Source organism: Rhizobium sp. 05N49 (genome assembly GCF_056396805.1).
The window spans coordinates 24,898-37,618 of the sequence record NZ_JBFTME010000008.1 but is presented as its reverse complement, the minus strand read 5'-3'; the positions used below and the strand labels follow the sequence as shown (position 1 = coordinate 37,618).

Sequence of the window (12,721 nt, the reverse complement as noted above, 5' to 3'; positions counted from 1 at the left end):
AATTACTCAGCGGCAAGCGGTAGAAGTTGCGGCGCAGCCTCGGCTGCCTGCCAGCTTGCTGGCGGAGCTGCGTCAGGGAAAAGTGCGCGCCTGACACCGACAAGCGCGTCGATACTCTCGGCGCCGCGCATGTCGTCTTCGAGCGCGATGATCTTCAGGCTGTCGTCGATCGACTGGCGCAGGCCATCCTGCGGATCGACCGCCCGGCCGGCCTCGATACGGCCGTGGTAGAAATCGGCAATGCCGGAGAGAACAGCGCCGAGCGAAGCCGCACTGGCGCCACGCAGTTTCTTGCGCTCGTTCTGCAGCACTAGCACGTTGAAGCCGATGCGCACTTCGGCAAAGCCATCCACTTTCTTCAGCTCGCGATCCTCGACGACGGCAAGGCGCGGAACGAGCTGGCCGAGGCGATCGAGAATGCGGCCGGAGAGTTTCTCGTGATCGGCGCGGCGCTCGCCGGCAGCCGTCTCGGCAAGATCGCTCCAGCCCGCCCGCACCAGGCGCCAGGCCGCAAGCTCTGCTCCGAAGGGGCGGGCAATCAGAGTCCAGACCAGGGCAAAGCCGATGCCGGCGAGGGCCGCGATGGCCTCATTGGTGAAGGTGGTGAAATCCGAGGCATAGCGATCCTGCAGCGCAATGAAGGAGGCGCTGTTCACGGTGAGCAGCATGGCGAGCATATTGAACTGCGGCTTCGGGATCATCAGGCCGAGCAGCAGGAAGGGCGGAGCGAAGACCAGAACCAGCAGCTCGTAGCTGTTGACCATCGGCAGGATGCCAAAAATGTAGACGAAGGAGATGACGAGGCTGACGCCGCACCAGATGAACATCGAGGTGATGAAGGGGGCCGGCCGATCGAGCGAGGCGAAGAAAGAGCAGGCAACGGCCGCCATGGTGACGAAACCGGCCCCGTTCTGCCAGCCGCTATAGATCCAGAACATGCAGGCGACGAGAATGCCGGCAACAACGGCGCCTGCCTGGAAGGCAAGCAACGCATAATCGAAATGCCTGATACGGCCGACGATCTGGCGATGGCGAAAGGCTGGCCGCCAGGGACCGGAATGTCTGCCGCTGACGATTTCGTCGCGCAGCGTCAGGCAATCCTGCCAGAGATCGACGATCTCCTTTAGACGCGCCAGCGCGCTCGACAAAAGCAGGTCGCTCCAGCGGCGGTCCGGATCGGTCTCGCGCAGGCTTTCGATCTGCCGCACCAGTTTTTCGGCCGTATCGTCAGCCTGCGATTTTGCGCCGCGGCCCAGCCAGTCGGCAACCTCGTTCAAGAGGCAGATCAGGTCTTTTGGGAGCGTCTCGCCTTCGGCCCGCAGGGCATGAAGCCGGTCGGCAAGCGAGGAGAAGAGCGGCAGAAGCATCAGGAGACGACCACGCAATTCGCGCGAATGGCGTACGATATCGCGGCTGCCGGCATCATAGCCGAGCTGGCTGATGATGAGATCGAGGCCGGTGACGTCAGCCGCCAGTTTCTGCCGCTTCAGGGGTGTCGCCGGTGTGGCGCCCTCGCCGCGCAGAATATCGTTCGCCCAGCTTCCGGCATCGTCGAGCCAGGTGGAGATGCGCTGGCCGAGCACGCTGCGCACGCTGGTCGGGAAGACGACGGCGCTGACGAGGCTCGCGCAGACGATGCCGATGATGATCTCTTCCGAGCGGGCGAGCGCCGTATCGAAGATCGTTTCGGGCGAACCGACCGACGGCAGGGCGATCAGCGGCAGGGAATAGCCTGCCAGCATGAAGACATAGCTGCGCGAGGATCGGTCCAGCATCGAAATGAAGAGCAGCGTGCCGGTCCAGAGCGCGATAACAATGCTCAAGAGCTCCGGCGCGTTGACGAAGAGCGGCACGAAGGAGACCGCTGCGCTGGCACCAAGCAGGGTGCCGAGCGCGCGATAAAGGCCCTTGGAGCTGGTCGCACCTGCAAGCGGATTGGCAACGACATAGACGGCCGCCATCGCCCAGTAAGGCCGTGGCAGATCGAGGGACAGGGCGACAAAAAGGGCAAGCATGGAAGCGAGAAAGGCCTTCGCCGAGAAGAGCCAGTCCCGCCAGGAGGGAAGGGTCACGGCGTCTCCTCGAACTTCTGGGTTACGGCCGCAACCTGCGACGGGCTGATCTCTTCGAAGGCAGCGAGGACGCGCACCGCCGCTTCGAGATCGGCTTCACTGACATCAGCGAGGATCCTGCCGCGCAGGTCGTCGAGAATGGCTTCCATGCGGGTTGCGAGGCTCTGGCCCTCCTCCGTCAGCCAGAGACCTTTTGCCCGCCTGTCGATCGGGTCGTCCTTGCGCACCACGAGCTCGAGCGCCTCCAGCTGGTCGAGCAGCCTCACCAGCGACGGCCCTTCGATACCGACATGATTGGCCAGCACGATCTGACGCACGCCGCCGCCGAGACGTCCGATCCACAACAGCGGCGCCGCGCAGGCTTCCGAAATGCCGTGGGAAGTCAGCGCAAGATCCACCGCCCGGCGCCAGTTGCGTCCGGTCGACAAAAGGTTCGCGGTGAACACGCGCTGCAGGGAGGTGAGCGATTGCATGGGCGCTTTAATAGCATCAAAATAGTTAGGATTCAAACGATATTCTGACGAATGCAAATTTCACCGGTATGGAGCGTCCATGATGCGGCGTCACGAAGAATGTGATGCGGCGTTTCGCTGCTGCGACGAGGATTGAAGGGCCGCGATGCTCGCCCGCAACCGAGGTGCGGCGAAATCAAGGAAATGACGCATCTTCAGCGGCATCTGCCCACGCGCAAGATGAATGAGGTGGATGGGCGCCGGTTCGGGTTCGAAATCCTCGAGCACCAGCCTCAGTGTGCCTGCGGAAACGTCTTGTGCCACCTGATAATAGAGCAGCCGGGTGACGCCGGCACCGCGGATCGCCGCCTCCGCAGCCGCTTCCGTCGTGGTGACGGAAAGCCGCGGCGTGACCGCCACCTCGATCGGTTTGCCGATGCCGGACTTCCGAAACTGCCAGCCTGCAAACGGGGTCAGCACTTCAACGCCAATGCAGGGCAGATCCAGGAGATCGGCCGGTTCCTTCGGCACGCCACGGCTGGCAAAGAGACCAGGACTGCCGCAAACCACCCGACGAACCGAGCCGACGCGTGTTGCGACCATGGCGCTATCGGGCAGATTGCCGATCCGCACTGCCATGTCGACATGCTCCTCGACGAGATCGATATTCCGGTCGGCCAGCATCAGACGCACGTTGATCGCCGGAAAGGCGGCCAGAAAATCGGTCACGACAGGCAGGACGTGAAGACGGCCGAACTGCACCGGCGCCGTGATCACCAACTCGCCCTTCGGCATCGCAAACTCTCCCGATGCCTGGCGTTCGGCTTCCTCGACCTGTTCAAGAATGCGTTTTGCGGCTTCCACATAGGTAGCCCCTGCATCTGTGAGGGCGATCTTGCGTGTGGTTCGGGTGAGCAGTTTTGTTGAAAGAAGAGCCTCGAGCTCGGTAATCTTGCGGCTCAGCGTCGGCAGCGGAATCTTCAGCGAACGGCTGGCCGCCGACAGGCTCCCCTTGTCCACCACCTCCAGCAGGATCGACATGGCTTCGAACCGGTCCACAGCATTCTTCCAATTTCTGGTAAAATCACTTTCACTTAAAGCATATTCTCTTTGTGGATGGAAAGCGACATATTCGTATCAACAAGCCAATCACGGTTTGCCCTGTTCCGAAGGAGATCTTCCATGTCCCGCATTTCTATTCCCGCCAAAGACGACGCCCCTGATGCGGCGAGGCCGATACTTGACGGCATCCAGAAGGCACTCGGTTTCGTTCCGAACATTTTTCGCCTGGTTGCCAACAGCCCGGCAGCGCTGACGGCTTTCACCGGCTTTCAGGGGGCGTTGTCGAAGACGCTCGACGTCAAGACCCGTGAACGCATTGCGCTCGCCGTCGCACAAGTGAACGGCTGCGACTATTGCCTTTCCGCCCATACCTATCTCGGCCTTAATCTTGCAAAAATCAGCCCGGAAGAAATCGCGCTGAACCGCAAAGGTGCGTCCGCCGATGCCAAGGCGAGTGCTGCCGTCAGCTTTGCGGCCAAGATCGCCGAGGCTCGCGGCCATGTCGCCGACACCGACATTGCCGCCGTGCGCGCTGCCGGCTTTTCAGATGCGCAGATCGTCGAAATCGTCGCTCTGGTCGCGGAGAACACCTTCACCAATTATCTGAACGAAGTTGCAAAGACCGATATCGACTTCCCGGCTGTGCCGGCCGCCAATGCGGCCTGACGGATGAGGAGCGGGGTGAAGCTCCGCTCCGTCCAACCTTGAGGAGATGGATCATGTCCTACGGATTTCTCGACATAGCCTCGACACCCAGCGTGCGCGCCGCCCAGGCAGAAATGGGACTCCAGGACTTCTGGACCAATCTGCCGACGGACCGGAGCTTCGACCGCTTCACGGAAAACGAAAGAGCCTTTATCGCCTCTCGCGACAGCTTCTACATGGCCACCGTTTCCGAAACGGACTGGCCCTATGTGCAGCATCGGGGCGGCCCGCAGGGTTTTCTGAAAGTGGTCGATGACCGCACGCTTGGCTTTGCGGATTATCGCGGCAATCGCCAGTACATCAGCACCGGCAATATTGCTGCCAATGACAAGGTCTGCCTGTTTCTGATGGACTATGCCCGTCGCGCAAGGCTGAAGATCTATGCGCATGCCGAAAAGCTCTCGCTCGACGCCGATCCCAAGCTGACGGACCTGCTGGCCACGCCTGGCTATCGGGCAAAGCCTGAACGCCTCTTCCGCCTGCGCCTCGAAGCTTTCGACTGGAACTGCCCGCAGCATATAACGCCGCGTTATACCGAGGCGGAAATTGCTGTCGCCGTCGAGCCGCTCCGCCAGCGCCTCGCAGAACTGGAAGCCGAGAATGCCGCCTTGCGGGCGAAGGCCGGTTAACGACAAAAAAAGGCGCTGAACAATGCGCCTCGTAGTGATCGCCGCCCGTGCCTTCTCGCCTGTGTCGGCTGGCCGGGCGGACCGTCAGTCGGAAACCGTCACATCGATCCAGCGTCCGGTCCCCTGGCTGCCATAGATATCGACGTCAATCCAGACATTGCCGTGAACGATCATTGCAGCAGCTTCCCTGGTCATGGTCCCGTTGCGGAGCATGACTTCAAGGGATTGACGATTGGCGGGATCGGCAAAAAAGGAGTCCGACTGGTCATCATTGTCGCGGATACCGTATTGATGGAAATTCGCTCGATCCTGGCGGATGATCTGCCAAGGTTGCGTGAGCCGCGTCCCTTTCGAATTGAAGAGATCCGCCTCGCCGATATAGGCGCGGTAGTGCTCAATGGGGCGGTTCGTATGCGTGGCAGTCACGCTCGACTGCGCAAGCACGGGCGTGCCGACAAAGAGCATGCTTACCGCGATCGAAATAAGTTTCTTCATGGTGATCCCCTCCGGGCATGAATATTGCGAGTTGACGATCTTTGCCAGGGGCAAGGCCGTGGATGGTTAACGCCGCGATCGGGCCTTCTCGCCGTGATCGACATGCACCCATCGCAAGCTCCGGGGGCACGGCGGCCATGATTTCTCCCTTTTCATTGCAATGGTAAGGTGGATCGCGCCAGCGCGAAACATCCGGGGAGGCATTGGGCTGACATATGGCAAGCAAGCGCAGGATAACAGAATGCCTTTCGACGGCGATCCTTCTCACCGGCCTTGCCGGCGTTGCGGCGGCCGACCAGCCGGATCCGTATGGTCAATTCAGCGAACGTTGCCTCGGGCGGGGGCCGGATTTCCAGCGCACCGTCGCCGCTGCGAAGGACCGGGACTGGCCAGCTCTCGCGACGGACATGACCACCAGCCTCACGCCGGTGGAAAATCCGGTCGCGCTCGAAGGCTGGAATCTGACCACAGAAGGAGATGGGTCATTCGAGGCCCTCGTCGTCGCGCGGGCGTCTGTAGGCGACAGCAAGGTGGAAAGCTGCACCATGGCCTATGCGGAAGTCGACGCTGCGGCATTTGAGCGTCGCCTCGTCGATGAGACGCGCGCCAAGGCGTCCGGCACGAAGAATGGTCAGGGGCGCATCAGGAAATTCTTCGAGGCATCGTCTTCCGAGCGCAAGCAAGCGATCACGCTCGACCTGCCCCTCTATCCGAACGGGCACGACGAAGTCATCGTCAGCGTCGTCTCGGAGCAGCAGATCGAAAACTGATCGACTGCTCTGGTTCGCTCTCCTGCCGCCCGTGGGACCGTCGCTTGCGCGGCGGTCAGCGATCCGCGCAGGGGCTGAAATCCCGCCAGACTTGTTACTCCCGCGTGTCCATACCTGGGCCTAGGCTCCACGATGACCATCCGGAAACCCCTCCTGATGGCACGACCATTTACAGGAGCAAGCCTTGAACATCGAAAACAAAACGGTCCTGATATCAGGCGCCAATCGCGGCATCGGCCGGGCTCTCATGGACGAAGCGCTGCGGCGCGGCGCAAAACGCATCTATGCAGGATCGCGCGGCGAGCAGCACCATGAGGATGACCGCGTGGTCTTCGTGAACCTCGATATTACCGACGAGTGGGACGTCCAGAAAGCGGCCGCCGCTGTCGAGAACCTCGATATCCTCATCAACAATGCCGGCATCTTCATACCTGACGATCTCGGCGATACGGACATCATCAATCGCCATCTGGCAGTCAATTTCTTCGGGCCGCTAAGGGTGACCCAGGCCTTTCTCCCGGCACTGGTGCGATCGAAAGGCGCCATCATCAACAACCTCTCCCTGTCGGCGCTCGTGCCGGTCGCGTCCACACCGGCCTATTCGATTTCGAAAGCGGCGGCACATAACCTGATGCAAGCCTTCCGAGCGCTCCTGTCGGCGCGTGGCGTGGCGGTGCACAGCTGTTTCACCGGACCTGTTGATACCGACATGACGCGCGGATTCGAGGTGCCGAAGTCGCCGCCCGGCCTGGTGGCGTCAGGAATATTCGACGGCTTCGAAAGAGGCGAGGAGGATATCTTCCCCGATCCCTATTCCGAACGCTTTGCCGATCGCTGGCGCACCGGCGTCATCAAGGCTCTCGAACAGGAATTTGCCGCCTACGTTCCGCCGACGGCCGAGGTGGCTGAGGACTGCTGCCACCACTGACATTCTGTTTGCGCGCGAACGGCATTGGCGCGCCGTTCGCCGCAAGCGACTGTCTACTTCATGTAAAGCGAGCGAGAGCGCTCCAGATGCTTGAGCACCGCGGCTTCGGCGCCGTCGGCATCGTTGGCGGCAAGCTGCTCCAGGATCTCTTCATGTTCGGCGAGCGTATATTTTTCCTTGCCGGTCCAGATCAGCATTTCCGTGTGATATTCCTTCAGCCATGCCAGCATGGCTTCGCTGACGGCCACATAGATCGGATTGGCGGAAATCTGGGCGATGCGCGTATGAAATCGCATGTCGGCGGAGATGAATTCCTCGGCATGGCCGAGGGATGCGCGCTGATGGTCGATGATCTCGCGAAGCGCCTCGACGTCAGCCTGTTTGGCGCGTTGCGCCGCTTCACGCGCCATGCCGCGTTCGAAGAAGATACGGGCGCTCTTCAGGTGCTCCAGAGAATCGGCCGATTGCGCCAGCATGATCTTTGCCGTCAGATCGACCTGCCGGAAGATCGACTGGGCGGTCAGTTTCAGGACCTTCGCACGCTCACCGTGCGAGATGCTGACGAGACCCTTGTTGGCGAGAGACTGCATCGCCTCGCGGATCGCCGGACGGCCGACGCCGAAACGTTCCATCAGAACGCGCTCGGAGGGCATCTCGTCGCCCGGTTGCAACTCTCCTGACGTAATCAGCCGTTCCAGCCGGTCAAAAACCTCATCGGACAGTTTTCGACGGACTATTGGCTCGATGGCTGAGGTCATGGCGTCTCGCTGGCTCAAATCTTCTCTCCCCTTAGCATTTCCACCGACCGACGACAAAGCGCGCCACGCGAAATTCACACCTGTTGAAAATTTCCGTTGCAGAAAATGGAATACTCATTATACCAGATTACAAGTTGACGCCATGGCTTCTTGATGTGGCGAGAGGAGCAACCGGCAATTTCATGATGATAGTCCTGACCTACCGCATCGAGACGCCCGGCAGCGTCGAAGCGATGGCGAACAAGATCGCTTCCGATCAATCGACCGGAACCTTCGTTCCGGTTCCGGGCGAGACTGAGGAATTGAAGTCGCGTGTCGCCGCCCGGGTGCTCGCCATCCGGCCGCTGGAAGATGCAAGTCACCCGTCCTGGCCGGAAGCGCCTGACGGAGTGCGGCTCAATCGCGCCGATGCCGATATCGCCTTCCCCCTCGATGCGATCGGCACCGACCTTTCGGCGCTGATGACGATTGCGATCGGCGGCACCTTCTCGATCAAGGGCATGACGGGCCTGCGCGTCATCGACATGAAGCTTCCCGAGGCTTTCAGGGATGCCCATCCCGGCCCGCAATTCGGCATTCCCGGCAGCCGGCGCCTGACTGGCGTCGAGGGACGGCCGATCATAGGCACGATCGTCAAACCGGCGCTCGGTCTGCGTCCATATGAGACGGCCGAGCTCGTCGGCGAACTGATCGAATCCGGCGTCGACTTCATCAAGGACGACGAGAAGCTGATGAGCCCCGCCTATTCGCCGCTGAAAGAGCGCGTGGCGGCCATCATGCCCCGCATTCTCGATCACGAGCAGAAGACCGGAAAGAAGGTCATGTATGCGTTCGGCATCTCGCATGCCGATCCCGACGAGATGATGCGCAACCATGATCTCGTGCTCGAGGCAGGCGGCAACTGCGCCGTCGTCAATATCAATTCCATCGGCTTCGGCGGCATGAGCTTCCTGCGCAAGCGCTCCGGCCTCGTGTTGCATGCACATCGCAATGGCTGGGACGTGCTGACGCGCCATCCCGGCATCGGCCTCGACTTCAAGGTCTATCAGCAGCTCTGGCGGCTGCTTGGCGTCGACCAGTTCCAGATCAACGGCATTCGCGTGAAATATTGGGAGCCGGATGAAAGCTTCGTTGCCTCCTTCAAGGCGATCAGCACGCCGCTCTTTAGCCCCTCCGACTGCCCGCTTCCTGTCGCCGGCTCCGGCCAGTGGGGCGGCCAGGCGCCGGAGACCTATCAGCGCACCGGCAGGACCACCGATCTGCTCTATCTCTGCGGCGGCGGCATCGTCAGCCATCCGCAGGGGCCAGCCGCCGGCGTGCGCGCGGTCCAACAGGCCTGGCAGGCGGCGGTTGCCGATATTCCGCTCGACGACTATGCCAAAGATCATCCGGAACTTGCGGCATCGATCGCCAAGTTCGGCGACGGGAAGGCTGCGTGACGATGCGCAACCTGCTCGTCAGTTACTACGGCGACGACTTCACCGGCTCCACCGATGTGATGGAGGCGCTCGCCAGCAACGGCATTCCGACCGTGCTCTTCCTCGGCATTCCCGATCAGGCCCTGCTCGATCGCTTCCAGGATTGCCGGGCCATCGGCATTGCCGGAACGAGCCGCAGTGAGAGCCCGGCCTGGATGCAGGAACATCTTGCACCGGCCTTCCAATGGCTGAAGGGGCTGCAGGCGAGCATCTGCCACTACAAGGTCTGCTCGACCTTCGATTCCGCGCCTGAGGTCGGCAATATCGGCAAGGCGATCGAGATCGGCAAAGACATATTCGAGCAAGAGCTCGTGCCCGTCATCGTCGGCGCGCCGCAGCTCAAGCGCTATACGGCCTTCGGCAACCTCTTTGCTGCCTATCAGGGACGTGTCTTCCGCATCGACCGGCATCCGGTCATGAGCCGCCATCCGGTTACACCGATGCATGAGGCGGATCTTGCCTTGCATCTCGGCAAGCAGACCGAGCTTGCCGTTTCGCTCGCGGACTTGACAATGCTTGCATCATCCGATGCCGATGCCAGGATCGACCAGCTGACGAACAAGGGCTCGGGCATCCTGCTTCTCGACGTCGACTCTGGCGACAGCCAGTCTTCCGCCGGACGACAGTTGCAGCGCATCGCGGCTGCCAAGGGCGGCTTCGTCGCCGGTTCCTCCGGCATTGAATATGCGCTTCTCAACGCGTGGCGCGAAAAAGGCCTGATCGGACAGAGTGTAGAGTTCCCGTCGCCGGGCAAGGTGGATCGGCTCGCCGTCGTTTCCGGCAGCGTTTCGCCGACGACGGAGCGACAGATTCGCACGGCAATATCCGACGGTTTCCATGACATTCCACTCGATCCTCTGGCACTGGTCGGCGCGAATGCCGAGGTGGTACTGGACGTCGCGGTCGCCGCGGGTCTCGCCGCTCTGAAAGCCGGCCGCAGTGTCATACTGCATACCGCACTTGGCCCCTCGGCCGATCGCGGCGCCGATATTGATCAGCTGCCAGGCGCCCGTCATCGGCTCGGTCGCGCGCTCGGAACCATCCTGCGCCGTCTTGTCGAAACCGAAGGGCTTTCGCGGGCCGTCATCGCCGGTGGCGACACGTCGAGCCACGCGCTGAAGGAACTGCGCGTCGATGCGCTGACGACCCTGCTGCCGCTGCCCCAGACCCCTGGTTCGCCGCTCTGCACCGCTCATGGCGGCCATGGGCCGACGGACGGACTGCAGATTGCCCTGAAAGGCGGGCAGGTCGGGTCCGATGGTTACTTCGCGCAGATCCGGGACGGACGAACATCCTGATTATCGATCAGGTGTGATCGGCGCCTCGAATGACAATGGAATGGTGATTGACTCATCATACCAGTTACGATACCAATCCCACATACGAAGGTGAGGAAAAATGACTGCAATTGCCCTCTTTGGCGCCGGCGGAAAAATGGGATACCGGCTGGCCAAGAATCTCAAAGGTTCCCGTTTTGATGTGCGCCATGTCGAGGTAAGCGATGTCGGCAAGGCGCGCCTGAAGAACGATCTCGGCATCGACTGCACGCCCGCCGATGCAGCGCTCGACGGCGCAGAGGTCGTGATCCTGGCCGTGCCGGATACAGCGATCGGCAAGGTTGCCGCCGGTATCGTCGACAGGCTGAAGCCCGGCACGATGGTCGTCGCCCTCGACGCCGCCGCTCCGTTCGCCGGTCACCTGCCCAAGCGTGACGATCTCACCTATTTCGTCACCCACCCCTGCCATCCGCCGATCTTCAACGATGAGACGGATATGCAGGCGAAAAAGGATCATTTCGGCGGCCTCTTTGCCAAGCAGCACATCGTCTCGGCGCTGATGCAGGGGCCGGAAAGCGCCTATAGCCTCGGCGAGGAGATTGCCAAGGTAATATGGGCGCCGGTCATGCGCTCGCACCGCGTCACTGTCGATCAGATGGCGATGCTGGAACCCGGGCTTTCGGAAACCGTCTGCGCCTCGCTGCTCGTCATCATGCGCCAGGCGATGGACGAATGCATCGCACGCGGCGTTCCGGCGGAAGCCGCTCGCGACTTCCTGCTCGGCCACATGAACGTGCTCGGCGCCGTCATCTTCAAGGAAGTCGACGGTGTGTTCTCGGATGCCTGCAACAAGGCGATCGAGTTCGGCATTCCAGCCCTCATGCGCGACGACTGGAAGAAGGTCTTCGAACCTCAGGAGATCGCCGACAGCATCCGGCGCATCACCTGACACTGCTGCGGCAGGGCTTAGCCTTGCCGCCTTGCCGGCCCGGGGGGACTTTGAAGACGGGCCGGTTTTCATTTCGCATGGATTCAGCCGAACCGGGGTTGGTTCGGCCATGCGTCAAACCTGGGAGGAAAACCATGAACCTTACGCGTAGACTGACCCTTGCAGCCTTCGCCGGCGCCCTGTCGCTCGGTGTTGCCATGCCGGCATTTTCGGCTGACCTGATCGCCATCATCACGCCGGCCCACGACAACCCGTTCTTCAAGGCGGAGGCCGTCGGCGCCGAAGCCAAGGCCAAGGAACTCGGCTATGAAGCCCTCGTCATGACCCATGACGACGATGCCAACAAGCAGTCGGAAATGATCGATACCGCGATCGGCCGCGGCGCCAAGGCGATCATCCTCGATAATGCCGGCGCAGACGCTTCGGTTGCCGCCGTCAAGAAGGCCAAGGATGCCGGCATCCCCTCCTTCCTGATCGACCGCGAAATCAATGCGACCGGCGTTGCCGTCGCCCAGATCGTGTCGAACAACTATCAGGGTGCCCAGCTCGGCGCGCAGGAATTCGTCAAGCTGATGGGCGAGAAGGGCAACTATGTCGAGCTCGTCGGCAAGGAGTCCGATACCAATGCCGGTATCCGCTCGCAGGGCTATCATGACGTCATCGACGACTATCCGGACCTGAAGTCCGTCGCCAAGCAGTCGGCCAACTGGAGCCAGACGGAAGCCTATGCCAAGATGGAAACCATCTTGCAGGCCAATCCCGATATCAAGGGCGTGATCTCCGGCAACGACACGATGGCCATGGGCGCAATCGCCGCCCTCCAGGCTGCCGGCCGCAAGGACGTGATCGTCGTCGGCTTCGACGGTTCCAACGATGTCCGCGACTCCATCAAGTCGGGCGGCATCAAGGCGACCGTGCTGCAACCGGCCTACGCACAGGCCCAGATGGCTGTCGAACAGGCTGACGCCTATATCAAGAACAAGACGGCACCGAAGGAAGAAAAGCAGCTCATGGACTGCGTTCTCATCAATGCCGACAACGCCGGCAAGCTCGAGACCTTTGCCATCGCAAAGTAAGGCGGACCGACTGTTGCAGGGAGCGTGGGCGACCACGCTCCCTGCAACTTATTTCCATTGATTTCGAGGT

The 12,721-nt window shown here is 61.4% G+C and carries 13 protein-coding genes; 8 read left to right on the top strand and 5 right to left on the bottom strand.

The window, feature by feature from the left end:
• Window positions 1-2: 2 nt before the first annotated feature.
• The 3 genes from AC1DF8_RS17295 to AC1DF8_RS17285 all read right to left on the bottom strand — a co-directional run bounded on the left by AC1DF8_RS17295 (window position 3) and on the right by AC1DF8_RS17285 (window position 3,583).
• Window positions 3-2,072: an FUSC family protein gene (locus AC1DF8_RS17295; protein ID WP_478154255.1), complete on the bottom strand. Its 2,070-nt coding sequence runs from the start codon at window positions 2,070-2,072 to the stop codon at window positions 3-5.
• Window positions 2,069-2,545: a MarR family winged helix-turn-helix transcriptional regulator gene (locus AC1DF8_RS17290; RefSeq protein ID WP_113206371.1), complete on the bottom strand. Its 477-nt coding sequence runs from the start codon at window positions 2,543-2,545 to the stop codon at window positions 2,069-2,071. The genes AC1DF8_RS17295 and AC1DF8_RS17290 overlap by 4 nt, the downstream gene beginning before the upstream one ends.
• A gap of 90 nt (window positions 2,546-2,635) precedes the next feature.
• Complete coding sequence (locus AC1DF8_RS17285) at window positions 2,636-3,583, bottom strand: LysR substrate-binding domain-containing protein (RefSeq protein ID WP_478154254.1); 948 nt, start codon at window positions 3,581-3,583, stop codon at window positions 2,636-2,638.
• A gap of 123 nt (window positions 3,584-3,706) precedes the next feature.
• On the opposite strand from AC1DF8_RS17285, the gene AC1DF8_RS17280 reads away from it, so the two are divergent.
• Together AC1DF8_RS17280 and AC1DF8_RS17275 are read left to right on the top strand one after the other, a co-directional pair.
• Entirely contained in the window at window positions 3,707-4,252 is a 546-nt protein-coding gene (locus AC1DF8_RS17280; protein WP_113211025.1) for a peroxidase-related enzyme, read from the top strand.
• A gap of 53 nt (window positions 4,253-4,305) precedes the next feature.
• Complete coding sequence (locus tag AC1DF8_RS17275; protein WP_113013815.1) at window positions 4,306-4,920, top strand: pyridoxamine 5'-phosphate oxidase family protein; 615 nt, start codon at window positions 4,306-4,308, stop codon at window positions 4,918-4,920.
• An 84-nt stretch (window positions 4,921-5,004) separates the two neighbouring features.
• Here the strand turns inward: AC1DF8_RS17275 and AC1DF8_RS17270 are convergent, their stop codons facing one another.
• Window positions 5,005-5,415, bottom strand: a complete 411-nt coding sequence (locus AC1DF8_RS17270; RefSeq protein ID WP_478154253.1) for a hypothetical protein — start codon at window positions 5,413-5,415, stop codon at window positions 5,005-5,007.
• Window positions 5,416-5,630: 215 nt separating this feature from the next.
• Between AC1DF8_RS17270 and AC1DF8_RS17265 the strand changes: the two genes are divergently transcribed.
• Both AC1DF8_RS17265 and AC1DF8_RS17260 read left to right on the top strand, forming a co-directional pair.
• Window positions 5,631-6,185, top strand: a complete 555-nt coding sequence (locus AC1DF8_RS17265; protein ID WP_113148004.1) for a hypothetical protein — start codon at window positions 5,631-5,633, stop codon at window positions 6,183-6,185.
• Between the two features lie 184 nt (window positions 6,186-6,369).
• The gene (locus AC1DF8_RS17260) at window positions 6,370-7,113 is read left to right on the top strand and encodes an SDR family NAD(P)-dependent oxidoreductase (RefSeq protein WP_113115509.1); all 744 of its coding nucleotides are present in this window, start codon (window positions 6,370-6,372) and stop codon (window positions 7,111-7,113) included.
• A 53-nt stretch (window positions 7,114-7,166) separates the two neighbouring features.
• Here the strand turns inward: AC1DF8_RS17260 and AC1DF8_RS17255 are convergent, their stop codons facing one another.
• Complete coding sequence (locus AC1DF8_RS17255) at window positions 7,167-7,871, bottom strand: transcriptional regulator NanR (RefSeq protein WP_478154252.1); 705 nt, start codon at window positions 7,869-7,871, stop codon at window positions 7,167-7,169.
• A 182-nt stretch (window positions 7,872-8,053) separates the two neighbouring features.
• Here AC1DF8_RS17255 and oiaX point away from each other — a divergent pair, with 182 nt between their 5' ends.
• From oiaX to AC1DF8_RS17235, 4 genes are all read left to right on the top strand, one after another.
• Entirely contained in the window at window positions 8,054-9,310 is a 1,257-nt protein-coding gene (gene oiaX / locus AC1DF8_RS17250; RefSeq protein WP_183886679.1) for a 3-oxo-isoapionate-4-phosphate decarboxylase OiaX, read from the top strand.
• A gap of 2 nt (window positions 9,311-9,312) precedes the next feature.
• The gene (locus tag AC1DF8_RS17245; RefSeq protein ID WP_478154426.1) at window positions 9,313-10,647 is read left to right on the top strand and encodes a four-carbon acid sugar kinase family protein; all 1,335 of its coding nucleotides are present in this window, start codon (window positions 9,313-9,315) and stop codon (window positions 10,645-10,647) included.
• Window positions 10,648-10,747: 100 nt separating this feature from the next.
• On the top strand, window positions 10,748-11,575 hold the full coding sequence (locus tag AC1DF8_RS17240) for a phosphogluconate dehydrogenase C-terminal domain-containing protein (protein WP_112542029.1): 828 nt from the start codon (window positions 10,748-10,750) through the stop codon (window positions 11,573-11,575).
• Between the two features lie 134 nt (window positions 11,576-11,709).
• The gene (locus AC1DF8_RS17235) at window positions 11,710-12,651 is read left to right on the top strand and encodes a D-ribose ABC transporter substrate-binding protein (RefSeq protein ID WP_112542028.1); all 942 of its coding nucleotides are present in this window, start codon (window positions 11,710-11,712) and stop codon (window positions 12,649-12,651) included.
• Window positions 12,652-12,721: the final 70 nt, after the last annotated feature.